The 18,124-nt window shown below is 74.2% G+C and carries 16 protein-coding genes; 6 read left to right on the top strand and 10 right to left on the bottom strand.

Annotated elements, in window-relative coordinates:
- Positions 1 to 17: 17 nt before the first annotated feature.
- Complete coding sequence (locus tag ABZ493_RS15575; protein WP_430583053.1) at positions 18 to 644, bottom strand: TetR family transcriptional regulator; 627 nt, start codon at positions 642 to 644, stop codon at positions 18 to 20.
- Positions 645 to 748: 104 nt separating this feature from the next.
- On the opposite strand from ABZ493_RS15575, the gene ABZ493_RS15570 reads away from it, so the two are divergent.
- A complete protein-coding gene (locus ABZ493_RS15570; RefSeq protein WP_430583052.1) occupies positions 749 to 1,621 on the top strand; it encodes an alpha/beta fold hydrolase in 873 nt (290 codons plus the stop codon).
- A gap of 29 nt (positions 1,622 to 1,650) precedes the next feature.
- On the opposite strand, the gene fdhA is transcribed toward ABZ493_RS15570, so the two are convergent.
- The gene (fdhA, locus tag ABZ493_RS15565) at positions 1,651 to 2,874 is read right to left on the bottom strand and encodes a formaldehyde dehydrogenase, glutathione-independent (protein ID WP_430583051.1); all 1,224 of its coding nucleotides are present in this window, start codon (positions 2,872 to 2,874) and stop codon (positions 1,651 to 1,653) included.
- A 144-nt stretch (positions 2,875 to 3,018) separates the two neighbouring features.
- On the opposite strand from fdhA, the gene fdhD reads away from it, so the two are divergent.
- On the top strand, positions 3,019 to 3,957 hold the full coding sequence (gene fdhD / locus ABZ493_RS15560; RefSeq protein WP_430583050.1) for a formate dehydrogenase accessory sulfurtransferase FdhD: 939 nt from the start codon (positions 3,019 to 3,021) through the stop codon (positions 3,955 to 3,957).
- Positions 3,954 to 6,269 (top strand): FdhF/YdeP family oxidoreductase, encoded by a 2,316-nt coding sequence (locus ABZ493_RS15555; protein WP_430583049.1) that lies wholly within the window; start codon positions 3,954 to 3,956, stop codon positions 6,267 to 6,269. The genes fdhD and ABZ493_RS15555 overlap by 4 nt, the downstream gene beginning before the upstream one ends.
- Positions 6,270 to 6,301: 32 nt before the next feature.
- On the opposite strand, the gene ABZ493_RS15550 is transcribed toward ABZ493_RS15555, so the two are convergent.
- On the bottom strand, positions 6,302 to 6,769 hold the full coding sequence (locus tag ABZ493_RS15550; RefSeq protein WP_430583048.1) for a MarR family transcriptional regulator: 468 nt from the start codon (positions 6,767 to 6,769) through the stop codon (positions 6,302 to 6,304).
- Positions 6,770 to 6,902: 133 nt separating this feature from the next.
- Here ABZ493_RS15550 and ABZ493_RS15545 point away from each other — a divergent pair, with 133 nt between their 5' ends.
- The 3 genes from ABZ493_RS15545 to ABZ493_RS15535 all read left to right on the top strand — a co-directional run bounded on the left by ABZ493_RS15545 (position 6,903) and on the right by ABZ493_RS15535 (position 10,340).
- Positions 6,903 to 8,447: an MFS transporter gene (locus tag ABZ493_RS15545; protein ID WP_430583047.1), complete on the top strand. Its 1,545-nt coding sequence runs from the start codon at positions 6,903 to 6,905 to the stop codon at positions 8,445 to 8,447.
- Between the two features lie 119 nt (positions 8,448 to 8,566).
- Positions 8,567 to 9,070: a MarR family winged helix-turn-helix transcriptional regulator gene (locus tag ABZ493_RS15540; RefSeq protein ID WP_429764450.1), complete on the top strand. Its 504-nt coding sequence runs from the start codon at positions 8,567 to 8,569 to the stop codon at positions 9,068 to 9,070.
- A gap of 19 nt (positions 9,071 to 9,089) precedes the next feature.
- Positions 9,090 to 10,340: an MFS transporter gene (locus ABZ493_RS15535; protein WP_430583046.1), complete on the top strand. Its 1,251-nt coding sequence runs from the start codon at positions 9,090 to 9,092 to the stop codon at positions 10,338 to 10,340.
- On the opposite strand, the gene ABZ493_RS15530 is transcribed toward ABZ493_RS15535, so the two are convergent.
- The 7 genes from ABZ493_RS15530 to ABZ493_RS15500 form a co-directional block, all read right to left on the bottom strand.
- Positions 10,337 to 11,134, bottom strand: a complete 798-nt coding sequence (locus ABZ493_RS15530; protein ID WP_430583045.1) for a serine hydrolase — start codon at positions 11,132 to 11,134, stop codon at positions 10,337 to 10,339. The two genes, ABZ493_RS15535 and ABZ493_RS15530, sit on opposite strands and share 4 nt — an antisense overlap.
- Complete coding sequence (locus ABZ493_RS15525; RefSeq protein ID WP_430583044.1) at positions 11,134 to 11,964, bottom strand: type 1 glutamine amidotransferase; 831 nt, start codon at positions 11,962 to 11,964, stop codon at positions 11,134 to 11,136. The genes ABZ493_RS15530 and ABZ493_RS15525 overlap by 1 nt, the downstream gene beginning before the upstream one ends.
- A gap of 2 nt (positions 11,965 to 11,966) precedes the next feature.
- Positions 11,967 to 13,328 (bottom strand): oligopeptide/dipeptide ABC transporter ATP-binding protein, encoded by a 1,362-nt coding sequence (locus ABZ493_RS15520; RefSeq protein ID WP_430583043.1) that lies wholly within the window; start codon positions 13,326 to 13,328, stop codon positions 11,967 to 11,969.
- Positions 13,321 to 14,409, bottom strand: a complete 1,089-nt coding sequence (locus ABZ493_RS15515; RefSeq protein WP_430583042.1) for an ABC transporter ATP-binding protein — start codon at positions 14,407 to 14,409, stop codon at positions 13,321 to 13,323. Before ABZ493_RS15515 ends, ABZ493_RS15520 begins: the two co-directional genes overlap by 8 nt.
- A gap of 5 nt (positions 14,410 to 14,414) precedes the next feature.
- A complete protein-coding gene (locus tag ABZ493_RS15510) occupies positions 14,415 to 15,362 on the bottom strand; it encodes an ABC transporter permease (RefSeq protein ID WP_430583041.1) in 948 nt (315 codons plus the stop codon).
- Positions 15,355 to 16,359 (bottom strand): ABC transporter permease, encoded by a 1,005-nt coding sequence (locus ABZ493_RS15505; protein ID WP_430583040.1) that lies wholly within the window; start codon positions 16,357 to 16,359, stop codon positions 15,355 to 15,357. The genes ABZ493_RS15510 and ABZ493_RS15505 overlap by 8 nt, the downstream gene beginning before the upstream one ends.
- 80 nt (positions 16,360 to 16,439) lie before the next feature.
- Positions 16,440 to 18,104 carry an ABC transporter substrate-binding protein gene (locus ABZ493_RS15500; protein WP_430583039.1) on the bottom strand — a complete coding sequence of 555 codons (1,665 nt, stop codon included), beginning with the start codon at positions 18,102 to 18,104 and terminating at the stop codon, positions 16,440 to 16,442.
- Between the last annotated feature and the right edge of the window lie 20 nt (positions 18,105 to 18,124).

Raw genomic sequence — 18,124 nt, 5'->3', positions numbered from 1 at the left:
CCCGGCCCAGCATCGTGTCAGGCGGGGTCGACGAGGTGGTCGAGCAGCCGGTCCACGACGGCGAGCGCCGTCTCGCCGGAGACGTGCCCGGCGAGGATCCCCTGGGTCAGCCCGGCGGCCGACGCGAGCACCAGCTCGGCGTCGAGGCGGGCCCGGTCGCCCGGCCCTGATCGGTCCCCCGGAAGCGCGCCGTCGCCCCGTTCGCGCAACAGCTGCGCCGCGACGAGGTCGACGAGCGCCCGCGGTGCGCCGCGCAGCTCCTGGGGCGTGACCGCCTCGTTCGTCAGGGCGGCGGCATGGAACGCGGCGAGGACGACGGCGTCCGCGCGGCGCGCGTCGTCGAGCGGCAGCTGCGCAACGAGCAAGGCGCGCAGGACGGCGCGGGGTGGGGGCGGCTCGGCGCTCTCCCCGGGGGACGTCCCGCCGCCGAACCTCGCCGCCGACCCCTCGATCACCGCGCGGTGGGTCGCGACGAGCAGCCCGTGCTTGTTCCCGAAGTAGTACTGGACGAGCCGCACGGAGACGCCCGACTCGGCGGCGACGGCCTGGAACGTGGCCGCCTCGAGCCCGTCGCGCGCGACGACGCGGCGACACGCGTCGGTGATCTGGCGGCGGCGTTCCTCGTGATCCACCCGTCGCGGCACGGGCCCTCCCCTCGTCGGTGCTGGCGATGACTGCCGGTGGTGATGATATGTCCGTACCACGTTGATGGTACGGTCGTACCATCAACCGCGCACCAGGAGGTCCGATGCCGTCGACAGGCCGGTTCACCAGCGAGGCCGCACGCACCGCGTACGAGGCGGCGTACCGCGACCTCGAGGCCCGCTGGCCGCTCCCGTCCGACGACGTCCGGGTCGAGACCGCCTACGGCCCCACCCACGTGCGCCGGTCCGGCACCGGGCCCCGCACTCCCCTCGTGCTGCTGCACGGGCTGAACGGCACGGGCCTCAGCTGGCACGGCGTCGTGCCCGCCCTGGCCGCCGACCGCGTCGTCTACGCACCCGACGTCGTCGGCACGGCAGGGCGCAGCGAGCAGACCGCCCCGCTGACCTCGGCCGACGACTACGCCGCCTGGGGCGCCCAGCTCCTCGAGGGACTCGGCCTGGAGCGCGCGCACGTGCTCGGCTACTCCGAGGGCGCGTGGTTCGCCGCGCTGCTGGCGTCCGGTGCCACCGGCCGCGTGGGCGCGCTCGTCCTCGGCGAGGGCATCACCGCGCTCGTCAAGCCCGACCGGAAAGTCGTCTCCCGGATGGTCCGCGCCGCCGCCGTCCCGACGGCGCGCAGCCTCGCCCGCCTCGACGAGTGGCTGAACCCCGGCGTCGCCCTCGCCGACGAGGACCGCGCGCTCGCCCGCGCCGCGATGCGCTACCGCCGTCGGACGCCGTGGCCCAGCCCCCTGCCCGACGACCGCCTGCGCGCGATCGCCGCCCCCACCCTGGCGTTCTTCGGCGCGGACACCAGGCTCGGCGACCCGGTCGCCGCGGGCCGCCGCGTCGCCGAGAACGTGCGCGACTCCCGCGTCGAGCTGGTGCCCGGCGGCGGGCACGGCGTCCTGTGGCAGCTCCCCGACCGGGTGCTCCCGCTGGTCGACGGCTTCCTCCGGGAGCACGACGGCGTCTGACGCTGCCGCCGTCGCATCGAGCGGGTCGGTCACTTGCCGTCGAGGTACCCGTTCGCGTTGATGACGTACTTCGTCGCGGCGCCGGCGTCGAACTCGGCGTACCCCTGCGGGGCCTGGTCGAGGGTGATCGCCTTCGCGTTGACGTTCTTCGCGATCTGCACGCGGTCGTGCAGGATCGCCTGCATCAGCCCGCGGTGGTACTTCATCACCGGGCACTGGCCGGTGGTGAACGCGAGCGACTTGGCCCATCCCGTGCCCAGGCTGAGCGACAGCGACCCCTTCTTGGCCGCCTCGTCGATGCCGCCCGGGTCGCCCGTCACGTACAGCCCGGGGATGCCCAGCGCGCCGCCCGCGGCCGTCACGTCCATCAGCGAGTTGAGCACGGTGGCCGGGGCCTCGTGGTCCGAGTCCGACCCGTGCCCCTTGGCCTCGAAGCCGACGGCGTCGATGCCGCAGTCCACCTCGGGCACGCCGAGGAGCTGCTCGATCTGCTCGACCGGCCCGCCCTTCGTCAGGTCGACGGTCTCGCAGCCGAACGACCGCGCCTGCGCCAGCCGGTCGGCGTTCATGTCGCCGACGATGACGACGGCGGCGCCCAGCAGCAGCGCGCCCGTGGCGGCGGCGAGCCCCACCGGCCCGGCCCCCGCGACGTACACCGTGGAGCCGACCTCCACGCCGGCGGTGACCGCCCCGTGGAAGCCCGTCGGGAAGATGTCCGACAGCATCGTCAGGTCCATGATCTTCTCGAGCGCCTGGTCCTTGTCCGGGAACCGCAGGACGTTCCAGTCGGCGTACGGCACCAGCACGTAGTTGGCCTGCCCGCCGACCCAGCCGCCCATGTCGACGTACCCGTACGCGCTGCCCGGGCGGTCCGGGTTCACGTTGAGGCAGATGCCGGTCTTGCGCTCCTTGCAGTTCTTGCAGCGTCCGCACGCGATGTTGAACGGCACGGAGACCAGGTCGCCCACCTTGACGAACTCGACGTCCCGGCCCACCTCGACGACCTCGCCGGTGATCTCGTGGCCCAGCACGAGGTCCTTCGGCGCCGTCGTGCGCCCGCGGACCATGTGCTGGTCCGACCCGCAGATGTTCGTCGCGACGGTCTTCAGGATCACGCCGTGCGGCACCTGCCGGCCGACGTTCGCCGGGTTCACCCCGGGACCGTCCTTGAGCTCGAACGTCGGGTAGTCGATGTCGATGACGTCGACCTCGCCCGGCCCCTTGTACGCGACCGCGCGATTCGTGTCTGCCATGGTGCTCCTCCTTGAACACGTCCGGCCCGGTCTGGGCCGGTCCCCCGACCGTAGGCGCGTCGCGCCTCACCGGCAGGTCGAGCACGTGCCGCCGTGGACGAGCTGCCGTTGTGTCCGGGGCGGGGGTCTGCTAGGCCTGCGGGTATGACCCGCGTCACCGTCCGACGCCGCGTCAGGCGCGTCACCATCGGCGGCCGCACCGCGCGCCGCGAGGACCTGCTCGCCGGCGAGGAGCCGCTGGAGATCCGTGTCGGAGGACGCTCGTACGCGGTGACGATGCGCACCCCCGGGCACGACGTCGAGCTCGCGACCGGCTTCCTCGTCTCGGAGGGCGTCGTGACCGACGGCGCGCAGGTCGCCGGCGCGCGCTACTGCGCGCCCGGCCCGGCGGCTCCGGGCGAGAACGCCTACAACGTGCTCGACGTCGCGCTGGCCGCGGGCGTCGCCCCGCCCGACCCGGCGCTCGCCCGGGAGTTCTTCACCTCCAGCGCCTGCGGCCTGTGCGGCAAGTCGTCGATCGACGCCGTCTTCACGCGCAGCGCCTTCGACGTCGCGGGCGACCCGGTCCGGGTGGACGCCGCGCTGCTGGCCTCGCTCCCCGACCGCCTGCGCGCGGGCCAGGACGTCTTCGCCCGTACGGGCGGCCTGCACGCCGCCGGCCTGTTCGACGCCGCGACGGGCGAGGCGATCGTGGTGCGCGAGGACGTCGGCCGGCACAACGCCGTCGACAAGGTGGTCGGCTGGGCCGCCGCGGCCGGGATGCTGCCGCTGCGCGGCACGGTGCTCGTGGTGTCCGGACGGGCGAGCTTCGAGCTCACGCAGAAGGCCGTCATGGCCGGGGTGCCGGTGCTCGCGGCCGTCTCCGCGCCGTCGTCGCTCGCCGCCGAGCTCGCCGACTCCGCGGGGCTGACGCTCGTCGGCTTCGTGCGCGACCCGACGCTCGTCGTCTACGCCGGCGACCACCGCGTCGTCGAGCCGGCCGGGACGAACGCCGAGAACGACGTCGGGCACGACGTCCGGCACGACGTCGGGCAACAGGGGCAGGCCGAGGCGCACGGGGACCGGAGAGGGGACGCCGCATGACCACGCAGCAGCCGGAGGGTGCCGTGCCCGGCGAGCCGACGGACGCGCGACCCGAGGAGGTCCGCCCGCCGAAGGACTGGGCGGCCGGCGTGCCCGGCATCGTGCACGCGCTGGTCCCGGCGCTGCGCGACATGGGCCCTACGCGGACCGCGCGCCTGCTGCTGTCGATGAACCACCGCGAGGGCTTCGACTGCATGAGCTGCGCCTGGCCGGACCCGGACCGGCGCAAGCCCGCCGAGTTCTGCGAGAACGGCGCGAAGGCGGTCACGTGGGAGGCGACGCCGCTCGTCGTCGAGCCGTCGTTCTGGGCCGAGCACCCCGTCTCGGACCTCGCCGGCCGGACCGAGCACTGGCTGGGCCAGCAGGGGCGACTGGTCGAGCCGGTGCACAAGGCCGCGGGATCCGACCACTACGTGCCCGTCCCCTGGGACGAGGCGTTCGCGATCGTCGCGGACCGGCTGAACGCCCTCGACTCCCCCGACCAGGCGTCGTTCTACACCAGCGGGCGCACGTCCAACGAGGCCGCGTTCGTCTACCAGCTCTTCGTGCGCGCCTTCGGCACCAACAACCTGCCCGACTGCTCCAACATGTGCCACGAGTCCACGGGCGCCGCGCTGGGCGAGACGATCGGCGTCGGGAAGGCGACGATCACCTACGACGACTTCGCGCTGGCCGACCTCATCGTCATCATGGGCCAGAACCCGGGCACCAACCACCCCCGGATGCTCACCGCGCTGGAGGAGGCCAAGGAGAACGGGGCGAGCATCGTCGCCGTGAACCCGTTGCCCGAGGCAGGGCTCAAGCGGTACAAGAACCCGCAGACCGTCCGCGGGCTGGCGGGCCGGGGCACGGGGCTGGCCGACCAGTTCCTGCAGATCCGGCTCGGCGGCGACATGGCCCTGCTGCAGGCGGTGTCGAAGCGGGTGCTCGACGCCGAGGCCGCGGCCCCCGGCACGGTGCTGGACCACGAGTTCCTCGCCGCGCACACGTCCGGCCTCGAGGCACTGACCGCGCACCTGGCCGACCTCGACGAGGACGCCGTGCTGGCGGCCACCGGCCTCACGAGCGCGGAGATCGACGAGCTCGCGGACCGCTACGTGCGCGCCGAGCGCGTCATCGTCACGTGGGCGATGGGGCTGACCCAGCACACCAAGGCGGTCCCCACCATCAAGGAGATCGTCAACCTGCTGCTCCTGCGCGGGAACATCGGCCGCCCCGGCGCGGGCGCCTCGCCCATCCGCGGCCACTCGAACGTGCAGGGCGACCGCACGATGGGCATCTGGGAGCAGATGCCGGACAGCTTCCTCGACGCGCTCGACGCCGAGTTCGGCCTCGCCGTGCCCCGCGAGCACGGCCTCGACGCCGTCGGCACGGTGGAGGCGATGGCGGACGGGCGCGTGAAGGCGCTGGTCGCCCTCGGCGGCAACCTCGTCGGGGCGATCTCCGACACGGGGGCCGCGGAGGAGGCCGTGCGCCGCGCCGACCTCACCGTCCAGATCTCGACGAAGCTCAACCGGTCGCACGCCGTCGTCGGCCGGGAGGCGCTCATCCTGCCCACGCTGGGCCGCACCGACGTCGACCGGCAGGCGTCGGGCGAACAGTTCGTGTCGGTGGAGGACACCGTCTGCGCGGTGCACGCGTCGCGCGGCAAGGTCGAGCCCGTCGCGCCGGGGATGCTGTCGGAGGTCTCGATCGTCACCCGGCTGGCGCGCGCCGTGCTCGGCGCTCGACCGGGAGGTCCCGGGCCGGTCGACTGGGCCGCCATGGAGCGCGACTACGACGTGATCCGCGACCACATCGCCCGCGTCGTGCCGGGCTGCGAGGACTACAACGCCCAGCTGCGGCGGCCGAACGGCTTCCGCCTGCCGCACGGCCCGCGCGACTCGCGCACCTTCCCCACCGACGACGGCCGCGCCCACCTCACCGTCAACGAGCTCGCGCCCGTCGAGTGCCCGCCCGGCCGCCTGCTGCTGCAGACCATCCGCTCGCACGACCAGTTCAACACCACGATCTACCGCCGCGACGACCGCTACCGCGGCATCAAGGGCGGGCGCGCCGTCGTGCTGGTCAACCCCGACGACCTCGCCGAGCTCGGCATCGCCGACGGCGCGACCGTCGACGTGCACGGCGAGCACCACGACGGCGTCGACCGCGTGCTGCGCGGGCAGCGCGTCGTCGCGTACCCCACCGCGCGCGGCTGCGCGGCGGCCTACTTCCCCGAGGCGAACGTCCTCGTCCCCCTCGGCGCCACCGCCGAGACGAGCCGCACCCCCGTGTCCAAGGCCGTCGTCGTCCGGCTCGAGCCCGCCTGACGCCGAGGTAGTGCGAGCCGCGCCGAGGTAGTTCAGCCTTCCTGCGCGCGAGGCTCGACGAGGGCGTCCGCGAGCGCGCCGAGGGCCGGCAGCGCCGCGAGGGCGGCGTCGCGCACGTCGTCCGGCACGGCGCCGAGCCGGCGGACCCAGTACGCGTTGATGCGGGCCAGGTGCTCGTCGGCCAGCGGCGTCGCGACCAGCCGGACGGTGCGCCGGTCGCCGTCGGTGTGCTCGCGCAGCACGAGCCCGCGCGCCTCGAGGGTGCGCAGGGCGGTGCTGACGTTGCTGCGGGCGAGCCCGGTCGCGACGGCGATGCGCGACGGCGTCGGACGCGGCGTGCGGTGGATCTCGCGGATCACGGCCACCTCCGTCCCGGTGAGCGGCACGATGTCGCGCAGCTCCGGGGCACGGACGTCCAGGTGGCGGGCCAGCTCGACGACGACGTCGGCAAGGTCAGCAAGGTCGGCGAGGCCGGGCGTGACGATCGTCTCGTCGGGCATGGCCCGATCCTAGGCGGTCACAGTAGTTATAGTTTCATAATCATTCACGCCCGGGCCCGTGCCCCGGGCGTCCCCCTGCGCGCCGACGACGGCGCACGCCCCCCCACCCGCACCGCCCCACCCAGGAGCCTTCGTGAGCAGCGCCCCCGCCCTCGCCCCCGACGCCACCGCGTCGCCGACCTCGCCCCCACCCGCGCGCCGACCGCTGCGCGGGCGCCCCGCGCTGACGCTCGTCGGCGTCGCGTTCGGGCTGTTCCTCGTAGGCCTGGACGCGACGGTTGTCTCGATCGTCAACCCCGCGATCGCCGCCGACGTCGGCACCACGTTCGTGCAACTGCAGTGGGTCACGCACAGCTACCTGCTCGGCCTCGCCGTCACCCTGATCCTGGCCGGCAAGCTCGGCGACCGGTACGGCCACCGCACCCTCTACCTGACGGGCCTCGTGCTGTTCACGCTGGCCTCGGTCGCCATCGGCCTGTCGACCACGGCCTCGGGCCTCATCGCGTTCCGCGTCGTGCAGGGCGTCGCGGCCGGCGTCCTCATGCCGCAGACCCTCGCGATGCTGCGCGCCACGTTCCCGCGCGAGAGGTTCGGCATGGCCGTGGGGATCTGGGGCGGCGTCTCCTCGATCGCGATCGCCGTGGGCCCCACGCTCGCCGGCGCGCTCGAGGCGTCCTTCGGCTGGCAGTCGGTGTTCTTCGTCAACGTCCCGGTCGCCGCTGCCGGCCTCGCCTACGGGCTGTGCCTGCTCCCCCGCACCAGCTTCCCGGCCTCGGGCCGCTTCGACCTGCGCGGCGTCGTCGTGCTCGCGCTCGGGCTGGTCGCGACCGTCTTCGCCATCGTGCAGTCCGAGACCTGGGGGTGGGGCGACGTGCGCACCCTCGGCCTGCTCGCGCTCGGCGTCCTCGTCATCGTCGGGTTCGTCGCCCTGGAGGGGCGCACCGAGGCGCGCACCGGCGACGCCCTGCTGCCGCTGTCGCTCTTCCGCGGCACGACGGTCGGCACCGGCGGGCTGATGATCGCCGCCAACTTCTTCGTGCTGATGGGCTCGACGTTCATCCTGCCGATGTTCTTCATCAACCTGCGGGGCGTCACGGCGCTCGACGCCGGTCTCATGCTGCTGCCGATGTCCGCCGTCTCGGTCGTCGCCGCCCCGGTCGGCGCCCTGCTCGTCGCGCGCATCGGCACGCGCGCCACCGGCACCCTGAGCCTGGGCCTCACCGCCGTCGGCCTGCTGGTGCTGCTGACCTCGTCGGCCACCTCGCCCTACGCGGTCATGGCCGTGGCGTTCGTGATCCTGGCGATGGGCACCGGGATGACCATCACCGCGGGAGCAGAGGCGATCGTCGGCTCCGCCCCCGTGCACCTGGCGGGGGTCGCCGGCGGGTTCCAGTCCACCTGCATCCAGATCGGCGGCGCCCTCGGCACCGCCGTGATGTCCGCCGTCGTCGCCGCGAACGTCCACGCCGGCACCGCCGGGCTCGGCCTCGGCGACGGCGAGCTCCAGGGCCTCGCGCAGGGCTCCGTGCCCGCCGGGCTCGACGCCGTCGCCGCGCGCGCCGCCGAGGGCGCCTACGTCTCGGGCGTGCACGTCGCGTTCCTGGTCGCCGCGGTCGTCGCCGTCGTCGTCGCCGTCGTCGCGGCCCTCACCCTGCGCCCGAAGCCCCAGCCGAGGTAGTCCCACCCTCGCCGAGGTAGTGGTCTGGTCCACTATCTCGGCGAGATGTGGACTACCTCGGCACGAGATCACAGCCGTCAAGATTCTTGACGTCGAGAGACCGGGAGTAGTCTCGGCGCATGGATGTGGAGGCACGGTCCGACGAGGTCGACCGGATCGTCGACGCGTGGCGCCGCGAGCGCCCGGACCTCGACGTGGAGCCGCTGACGGTGTTCTCGCGCGTCAGCCGCCTCGCGCGACACCTGGACCGCGCGCGGCGCGGCGCGTTCGCCCGGCACGACCTGGAGACGTGGGAGTTCGACGTGCTGTCCGCGCTGCGCCGCGCCGGCGAGCCGTACCGCCTGTCCCCCGGCGTCCTCGTCGCGCAGACGCTCGTGACGAGCGGCACCATGACCAACCGTATCGACCGGCTCGAGGAGCGCGGGCTCGTGGAGCGGCACCGCGCGCCGTCCGACCGCCGCGGGGTGCTCGTGCAGCTCACCGCCGCGGGCCGGCAGCGGGTCGACGCGGCGATGAGCGACCTGCTCGACGTCGAGGCCCGCGTGCTCGACGCGCTGCCCGCCGCGGTGCGCCCGCAGCTCGCCGCGCTGTTGCGCACCGTCGTCGCGCAGTTCGACGAGTGAGCTCGGAGATGCCCGCCGCGTGACGTCCTACCCCTCCCCCTCCGCCCGCGACGACGGCGCCCGTGCCGGCCTGCTGCTGGCGGCGCTGCTGCTCGTCGCGCTCAACCTGCGCGCCCCCATCACGTCCCTGCCGCCCGTGGTCGACGACGTCGCCGCGTCCCTCGGCCTCACGCCGGCGGGCGCAGGCCTGCTCACGTCGGTCCCCGTGCTGTGCTTCGCGCTCTGCACCCCGCTGGCGTCCGTGCTGGTCGCACGCGTCGGCCCGGAGCTCGCGCTCGGCGCGTCGATGGCGGGGATCTTCGCCGGGACGCTGCTGCGCTCGACGGGCTCGGTCCCGACGGCCCTCGCCGGCAGCGCGCTGCTGGGCGTCGCGATCACGATCGGCAACGTCGCCGTGCCGGTGGTCATCACCCGCGACTTCCGTCGCCGGGCCGCCGCGGTGACGGGCGCGTACAGCGCGACGATGAACCTCGGGTCGACGTTCACCACGATGCTCACCGTGCCCCTCGCGACGGCGTTCGGCTGGCAGTGGGCGCTCGCGGGGTGGGGCGTGCTCGCGGTGGTCGCGCTCGCGGCCTGGGTGCCGGCGGGACGGCGGCTCGCCGCCCGGGGGCGCGCCGCGGCCCCGCCCGGCGCGGCGCGCGTCCGGCCGCCGTCCGCCCGGGCGGAGCTCGACGCGCTCGACGCGCACGGGCGGTCCGCCGTGCGCCGCCTGGTCGTGCTGCTGTCGGTGGCGTTCGCCGGGCAGGCCTTCGGCTACTACGCCGTGACGGCGTGGCTGCCCGAGATCCTGCACGACCGGCTCGGCATGACCGCGGCGGGCGCCGGCAGCGCGGCCGCCCCGTTCCAGCTGTGCGCGGTGCTCGGGTCGTTCCTCGTGCCGGCCGCGTTCTCCCGCCGCCTGTCGGCGCGCGCGGTCGCGATGCTCATGGCGGCGATGTGGATCTCCCTGCCGCTGGGGCTGCTCCTCGCGCCCGGGCTCTGGTGGCTGTGGGTGGGCCTGTCCGGCGCCGCCCAGGGCGGCAACTTCACCGTGATCTTCACGCTCGTCGCGCAGCGCAGCCCCGGCGTCGCGGTGGCGCGGCGGTCGTCGGCGGTGGTGCAGACCGCGGGCTACGGGTGTGCGGTGCTCGCGCCGACCGTGATGGGCGCCGTGCACGAGGCGACCCACGGGTGGACGGCGCCTCTCGCGCTCGTCGCGGGCGTGCTCGCCACGATGGCCGCGGCGATGTGGGTCGCGTCGGCCCGGCCCGCGGCGGACCCTGCTTAGCGGTCCTCCGCCAGGGTGATCGCGAGGGAGCCGAGCGCCCGCAGCGCCTCCTCCGCGTGCGCCTCGTCGTAGCCGCGGGTGCACACCGCGACGACCAGCGCGCCCGGCCCGGGCGTGCCGACGAACGCGACGTCGTGCCGGATGCCGTCCACCCAGCCGGACTTGGAGCCGTACGGCACGCCCGCGGGCACGGCGGCCGTGAGCTGCCGGTCCGTCTGCCGCGCGAGCAGGTCGATCATCCAGAGCGTGCGCTCCGGCCCGGCGACCTGCCCCGTGACGACGGCGGACATCAGCGCCGCGAGGTCGGCCGGCGTCGTGCGGTGCGAGTCGCCGCGCGCCTCGGCGGCCAGGTCGCTGTACTTGCGCCCGACGACGCTCCCGGCGGCGCCGACGTCGGACAGGGCGCGGTTGCACGCGTCGAGGCCGACGAGGTCGATCACCATGTTGGTGGCCTCGTTGGACGAGACGACGATCATCCGCTCGATCACCAGCCCCACGGGCATGAACGTGCCCGCCGGGGGCATGCCCGGGTCGAGGTCGTCGGGCTCGATGCGGTAGTCGGGCTCGCCAGGCACCTGGGAGGCGAACGTGTCGGCGCTGGCCACCTCCTCGTCGAGCGTGAGCTCACCGGCGTCGAGCGCCCGGGCGGCCGCGACCAGCACCGCCAGCTTGACGGTCGACGCCGCGTAGAACGGCGCGTCCGCGTCGCGCTCGGCGAGCACCTCGCCGCCCGCACGCCGCACCTGGTACGCGACGACCGGGACGCCGTCCGAGTGCGTTCCCGTGCTCACCATCAGCGCACCCCCGGGACGTTGTGAGCGCGATTTCGGGGGCTTTCGTCCGGTGAATAGTCCCCGGAATCGCGCCCACAGCGGTCGTGGACGACGGCGGCGAACGCGGCCGCGAGGGCGCGGGCCTGCTTCTCGTTCTCGGGTGCGCGCTCCAGGGCGGAGGCGAGCAGCGCGTCGCGGTCGAAGCCGAGCGCGGCGAGCTCGTCCGCGTCCCAGGTGCCGATGCGCTCCGGCGCCGCCTCGGGGTGGAACTGCAGCCCCCACGCGACGTCGCCCACGCGGAACGCCTGGACGCCGCACGCGTCGCTCGTCGCGAGGTGCACGGCCTGCGGCGGGAGCGCGGTGATCGAGTCGACGTGGCTCTCGACCATGCGGACCTCGCCGTTCTCGGCGAGCTTCCCGAGCGGGCCGAGCAGGGCGTCGTCGGCCGCGTCGTCGAGCAGGCGCACGGGGCACAGCCCCTTCTCCGTCTCGCCCGACCGACCCGTCACCGTGCCGCCCGTGACGTGCGCGAGCACCTGCCCGCCCAGGCAGATCCCCAGCACCGGGACGCCCGCGTCCAGGGCCTCGGCGACGAGCGCGCGCTCGTGCGGCAGCCAGGGCGCGCGGTCGTCCTCGTCGGGCAGCAGGCCGCCGCCCAGCAGCACCAGGCCGTGCACGCCGTCGGGCGCCGCGGGTCCCCCGTCGGCGAGCGAGACGACCTGCCCCGCGAGGTCCGCGCCCTGCACGACGACGGCATCCGCACCGTCCGCCTCCAGCCAGGCAGGAAGGCGGCCCGGGCCGCTGCGCGGGGAGTTCTGGACCAGGACGACGGTCGGTCGGCGGTCGGGCACGGTCAGCGCTCCCTGCTCTCGAGGACGGGGCTGTCGGGGACGGTCTCGGGCACCGGTCGGACGCCGGCCCGCGGCGCCGGCTCGCCCGGCTCGACCGCACGGCCCTGCCCGACGTCGCGGCCGCGCGCGGCGGCTGCGTCGTGGTCGATGTCGTGGTCGATGTCGTGGCCCGGGCCGCCGTCCGTCAGGACGGGGCCGGTCGCGACGGGCGCGGTCGGGCGGCCGCCGAGCTCAGCCGCCAGCCGTGCGAAGTGGCACGCGGCGGCGTGGGGAAGGGCGCCCGCGCCACCGTCGCCGGCACCGTCGTCGTGGCGGCCGAGCGGCACGAGCACCGGGTCCTCGGTGCGGCAGCGCGCGGGCACGTCGTCCGGCCCGTCGCCCGCGACGCCCTCCTCGGCGGCGAGGCGGCGCGCGAGCCAGCAGCGCGTGTGGAAGCGGCAGCCGGACGGCGGGTCGGCGGGCGACGGCGGGTCGCCCTCGAGCAGCAGGTCGGCGTCCGCGGGAGGGGCGCCCGGGTCGGGCACCGGCACCGCGGACAGCAGGGCCCCCGTGTACGGGTGGTGCGCGGCGCCGTACGCCGCCGGCCGGTCGCCCTCCTCGACGACGCGGCCCAGGTACATCACGGCGACCTCGTCGGCGATGTGCTGCACCACGGCCAGGTCGTGCGCGATGAACAGGTACGACAGCCCGAGCTCGTCCTGCAGGTCCTCCAGCAGGTTGATGACCTGGCCCTGCACGGACACGTCGAGGGCGGAGACGGGCTCGTCGCACACGAGCACACGCGGCTTGACCGCGAGCGCCCGCGCGATGCCGACGCGCTGCCGCTGCCCACCCGAGAACTGGTGCGGGTACCGGTGCGCGTGGTCGGGGTCGAGGCCGACCAGCTCGAGCAGCTCGGCCACGGCCCGGCGACGCCCGCCCGCGGGGACGGCGTCGCGGTGGATGCGGAACGGCTCCGCGACGATCTCCCCCACCGACATGCGCGGGTTGAGCGACGTGTACGGGTCCTGGAAGACCATCTGCACGTTGCGGCGCAGCTCGCGGCGGGCCGCGCGCGACATCGTCGACACGTCCTCGCCGTCGACGAGCACCTGGCCGCGGGTGGGCTTCTCGATCCCCACCAGCACGCGCGCGAGCGTGGACTTCCCGGAGCCGGACTCCCCCACGAGCCCGAGGGTGCGCCCGCGCCGCAGCGCCAGCGAGACGCCGTCCACGGCCTGCACCTGGCCCACCGTGCGCTTGAGGACGACGCCCCGGCGTACCGGGTACGACTTGGCCAGGTCGCGCACCTCGAGGACGACGTCGTCGGGCACGGTGCCGGGCGGGTTGCCGGGCGTCGTGTCGGGGGCAGCGGTCTCAGGCACGGGCGCCTCCCAGGAGCTCGGCGGCGAAGTGGCAGGCCGACGACCGGCCGGGGGCGACGTCGTCGAGCGGCGGCTCGACGGTGCGGCACACGTCCCGGACGGCACCTTCGCCCGCGGGCACTGCGCCAGAGGCGCCGGTTCGTGCGACATCACAGCGCGGGTGGAACGAGCAGCCCGACGGCGCGCTCCCGGGCGCGGGAGGGCGGCCGGGCACGACGGGGAGCCGGCCCCCGGCGTGCTCGTCGACGACGTCGATCCGCGGCACCGAGCGCAGCAGGGCGCGGGTGTAGGGGTGCGCGGGCGCGGCGTACAGGTCGCGCACGGGGGCGTGCTCGACGGCGCGCCCGGCGTACATCACGGTGACGTCGTCGGCGACGCCCGCGACGACGCCGAGGTCGTGGGTGATGAGCACGAGCCCCATCTGCCGCTCCGCCTGGATCTCCGCGAGCAGCCGCAGCACCTGGGCCTGCACGGTGACGTCGAGGGCCGTCGTCGGCTCGTCCGCGATGAGCACGTCCGGGTCGAGGGCCAGCGCGGACGCGATCATCACGCGTTGCCGCATCCCGCCGGAGAACTGGTGCGGGTACTCGTCCACCCGTTGCGCCGCGTTCGGCACCTTGACCAGGTCGAGCAGCTCGACCGCCCGCCGTCGGGCCTCGCGCCGCGACGCGCCGGTGCGCGCCCGCAGCGACTCGGTGAGCTGGTAGCCCACGGTGTGCACGGGGTTGAGCGCGGCGAGCGCGTCCTGGAAGACCATCGCGACGTGCGTGCCGCAGTGCGCGCGGTGCTTGGTCGGCGACAGCGCCAGCAGGTCGGTGCCCCGGTAGCGCGCGGTGCCCCCCACGACGCGCGCCGTCGGCGGGAGCAGCCCCATCACCGCCAGCGAGCTCACCGACTTGCCGCACCCGGACTCGCCCACCAGGGCCAGCGTGCGGCCCGCCTCCACGCGGTAGCTCAGGCCGTCGACGGCGCGCACGGCGCCGCCGTCGGACCGGAACTCGACCGCCAGGTCCTCGACCTCCAGGAGGACGTCGCCGGCCGTGCGCGCGGCGTCGGCCGGGGTGATCAGGGTTTCCGTCATGTCGGTCACCGGAGCCTCGGGTCGAGGGCGTCGCGCAGGGCGTCGCCGAGGGCGACGAGCGCCAGGACCGTGAGGACCAGGCACCCGAGCGGGTACAGGAGCAGGTACGCGTACCCGCCGGTCACCCAGTCCGCACCGTTCGTGATCATGATGCCCCAGCTGATGGCGGGCGGCCGGACGCCGATGCCGAGGAACGCGAGCACCGCCTCCGTGCTGATCACGCCCGCGATCGCCGTCGGCACGAGGGCCGTGACCGGGCCGATCGCGTTGGGCAGCACGTGCCGCACCATGACGCGCAGGTCGGAGGCGCCCAGGGCGCGGGCCGCCGTCACGTAGTCGAGGTTCTTGGCCTCGAGCGTGGCCGCGCGGACGTAGCGGGCGTACGCCATCCAGCCGAACATCGTGAGCACCAGCGCCGGGAGCAGGATGACGTCGAACGTGCCGCCGCCCACGCTGACCTCACGGAACAGGGTGAGCAGCAGCAGCGCGGCGAGCAGCAGCGGGATGACGAGGAACACCTCGATGGTGCGGGACACGACCGTGTCCACCCAGCCGAGGTAGTACCCCGCGAGCAGCCCCAGCGTGACCCCGATGAGCAGGGACGCGCCGACCACCACGAACGCCAGGGTCAGCGACGGCCGGGCGCCGTGCACGAGCTGGGCGAGCAGGTCGCACCCGTGCACGTCCGTGCCGAGCGGGTGCTCGCCCCCCAGGCCCTGCGGCCGGATCTTCGAGTCCCCGATCACGCAGCTCTGCGGGTTCGTGCTGGTGAACAGCCGCGGGAAGGCGGCCATCACGGCGAAGAAGACCACGACGACGGCGGCGGCGATGACGTCGGGGCGGCGGCGCAGGCGGCGCCAGGCGTCCCCGCCGAGCGACGTCGACGCGTCGACCGCGGGCGCGTCCGGCGTGGCGGTGGCCGCCGTGGGTTCGGGTGCGGTGCGGTCAGGCATAGCGGATCCTCGGGTCCAGCGCGGCGTAGGCGATGTCGACGACCAGCATCACGACCACCGTCACCGCGGCGAGGATGGTCACGATGCCGAGGATGAGCGCGACGTCGGCGGCGCGGACCGCCTCCCAGAGCACCCCGCCCATGCCGTAGATGTTCATCATCCCCTCGGTGACGACGGCGCCCGCGAGCGCCTCGGTGAAGGTCAGTCCGACGGCGGTCACCACGGGCACCGCGGAGTTGCGGATGACGTGGTGCGTCACGACGTGCCGCTCGTTCAGGCCCCGCGAGCGCGCCGTGCGCACGTGGTCGCCCGCGTACGACTCGAGCTGGCTCGCGCGCACCAGGCGGATGAACGCCGCCGACCCTGCCAGGCCCAGCAGGATGCCGGGCACGAGCAGCGTGGCCCACGGGTGGTCGTCGTCGAACGACGGTCTGAACCACAGGGCGGGCAGGCTGCCCTCGCCGAACGTGTCCTCGGCCCAGCCGCTGAGCGGCACCGCGAAGACGTACCGGTACACGAGCAGCAGCACGAAGATCGGGAACGCGTCGATGAGCACCGACGTCAGCCGGATGCCGTGGTCGGCGGACCGGTCGCGCCGGCGGGCGGCCGCCGTGCCGAGGCCCATGCCGAGCACGAACCACACGATCGTCACGACGAGGAACAGCTTCAGCGTGTTCGGGGCGGCGGTCGCGACGATGTCCGTCACCTCGCGCCCGCGCAGGTTGGTGCCGAAGTCACCCTGCGCGTACTGCCCGAGCCGTTCCACGAAGGGGCCCAGGCAGGGGTTGCCGGTCTGGTCGTAGCAGGGGTCGTCCAGGCCGAAGCGCGCCTCCACGGCCGCGAGCTGCGACTTCGTCGGCACCTTCTCGCCGAAGAACGCCAGGGCGGGGTTGCCGTTGAGCTGGATCGCGAACGTCGTGAGCAGGTGCAGCACGAACATCACGAGCAGCAGGGTGCCCACCCCCAGGAGGGAGCGGCGCAGGATGTAGCGGCCCATTCACAGTCTTTCCGTGCTCGTGGTTCGCGCGGCGAGGGCTCCCCGGGTGGGCCGCCCCCGCCGCGCTCTTGCTCGGTCGGTCAGCCGTTCGTCACCTCGAGGAGGCGCAGCTTGGGCTCGCCGCTGAACGGGTCGAGCACCACGTTCGACACGTTCTCGCTGTAGTAGTAGGTGTTCTGCGCGACGAACAGCGGGATGGTCGGGAAGTCGGTCGCGAGGATCTTCTCCGCCTCCTGGTACTGCGCGACCGCCTCGTCGAGGGTCGCGGCCTCGTCGCCGGCCTTGACCGCCGCCTCGAAGTCCGCGCTGTAGTACCCGAATTCCACGTTGCCGTTCTTCGCGTCGCCGCTGGCGTACACGGGGGCGAGGTAGTTCTCGTTGAGCGGGTAGTCCGGGAACCAGTTGGCGCGGAACGGGCCCGAGAAGTCGCGGGCCCCGCGCCGGGCGAAGTAGTCCGGCGTCGCGTCCAGCTCGTAGGGGATGCCGAGCGTCTCCTGGATCGAGTCGCCGACCGCCTTGAACAGCTCCTGCTCCGTGGCGTCCTGGCCGAGGTGGATGGTGAGCTTCTCGCCGTCGGGCCAGCCGCCGGCCTTCTCGAGCGCCGCCTTGGCGGCGTCCGGGTCGAAGGCGCACCACTCGCACGTGCCGCCGGTGCCGCCGGGCACGACGTCGGGCACCACCCAGCTGTCGGCGGGGACGCGCTGGCTGGGCAGGAGGGCGTCGATGATGCCCTGCCGGTCGACGGCGAGCGAGATCGCCTTGCGGAACTCGACGTCCTTCCACGGGCCGTCCTTGTACAGCGGGAAGGCCATGTAGGTCAGCGCGGCGCCCGGGCCCTCGACGTACCGCTCCTGCAGGTCGGGGTCGCCCGCGGCGGCCTGCTGCTCGGCGGGCGGCGGCACCGCGAAGTCGAGGTTGCCGGCCTCGAAGTCCGGCCAGTTGTCCTCGCCCGTGTACTCGGTCCACTCGATGGCGCCGTACTCCGGCGTCTCCTCGAGCGTGTAGTCCTCCCAGCGCGTGGCGGTGAGGCCCACGCCCTGGTCCCACTTCTCGACCTGGAACGGGCCGTTGCCGATCGGCTGCACGGCGCACGCCTCGATGTCGTCGAGGCACTCCTGCGCGATCGGGAAGAAGCCGGTGTAGCCGAGCATGGTCCCGAACCCGGCGAACGGGCCCGTGAGCGTGACCTCGAGCGTCTGCGGGTCGACGACCTTCAGCCCCGACAGCGTGTCGGCCTCGGGCTCCTTGGTGACGTTCCCGTCGTCGTCGGTCTCGCCCTGCATCTCCTCGTAGCCGGTGATGCGCTCGAAGAAGTAGTTGTTCGCCATGGCGTTCGGGCCGTAGGCCGCGTAGTTCCACGCACGGGCGAACGCGTCGGCGTCGACCGGCTCGCCGTTCTGGAACGTCAGGTCCGGCTTGATCTTGATCGTCCAGACCGTGTTGTCCTCGGTCTCGACGCTCTCGGCCACGTAGTTGTACGGCTCCGTGGTCTCGGGGTCGTACCGCACCAGCCCGTCGTAGACGACGTCGAGCACCGAGATGTTGTCCCCGACGTTCGAGTCCATCGGCAGCAGCGTCTCGACGTCCTGCGAGAGGGCAAGGTTCAGCGTCGCGTCCGGGTCGCTGCCGCCGCCTCCCCCGCCGCCGTCGCCCTCGTCGTCGTTACCGCCCCCGCCGCCCGAACAGCTCGCCAGCACCAGCGCCACCGCTGTCGCCGTGGCCGCCACCGCAGCCCTTCGCCCCATCGTCACCGGCTTCTCCCCAC

This window comes from Isoptericola sp. NPDC019482, from assembly GCF_040632295.1.
Lineage (GTDB): Bacteria > Actinomycetota > Actinomycetes > Actinomycetales > Cellulomonadaceae > Isoptericola.
This window is presented reverse-complemented; position numbering and strand designations above follow the sequence as displayed.

Bases quoted from the DNA above. Each gene is read 5' to 3' on its own strand.
- ABZ493_RS15555 (WP_430583049.1), top strand. From the start codon at position 3,954: ATGACCACGCAGCAGCCGGAGGGTGCCGTGCCCGGCGAGCCGACGGAC.
- ABZ493_RS15500 (WP_430583039.1), bottom strand. From the start codon at position 18,104: ATGGGGCGAAGGGCTGCGGTGGCGGCCACGGCGACAGCGGTGGCGCTG.
- ABZ493_RS15510 (WP_430583041.1), bottom strand. From the start codon at position 15,362: ATGCCTGACCGCACCGCACCCGAACCCACGGCGGCCACCGCCACGCCG.
- ABZ493_RS15540 (WP_429764450.1), top strand. From the start codon at position 8,567: ATGGATGTGGAGGCACGGTCCGACGAGGTCGACCGGATCGTCGACGCG.
- ABZ493_RS15550 (WP_430583048.1), bottom strand. From the start codon at position 6,769: ATGCCCGACGAGACGATCGTCACGCCCGGCCTCGCCGACCTTGCTGAC.
- fdhA (WP_430583051.1), bottom strand. From the start codon at position 2,874: ATGGCAGACACGAATCGCGCGGTCGCGTACAAGGGGCCGGGCGAGGTC.
- ABZ493_RS15515 (WP_430583042.1), bottom strand. From the start codon at position 14,409: ATGACGGAAACCCTGATCACCCCGGCCGACGCCGCGCGCACGGCCGGC.
- ABZ493_RS15505 (WP_430583040.1), bottom strand. From the start codon at position 16,359: ATGGGCCGCTACATCCTGCGCCGCTCCCTCCTGGGGGTGGGCACCCTG.
- ABZ493_RS15530 (WP_430583045.1), bottom strand. From the start codon at position 11,134: ATGGTGAGCACGGGAACGCACTCGGACGGCGTCCCGGTCGTCGCGTAC.
- fdhD (WP_430583050.1), top strand. From the start codon at position 3,019: ATGACCCGCGTCACCGTCCGACGCCGCGTCAGGCGCGTCACCATCGGC.
- ABZ493_RS15570 (WP_430583052.1), top strand. From the start codon at position 749: ATGCCGTCGACAGGCCGGTTCACCAGCGAGGCCGCACGCACCGCGTAC.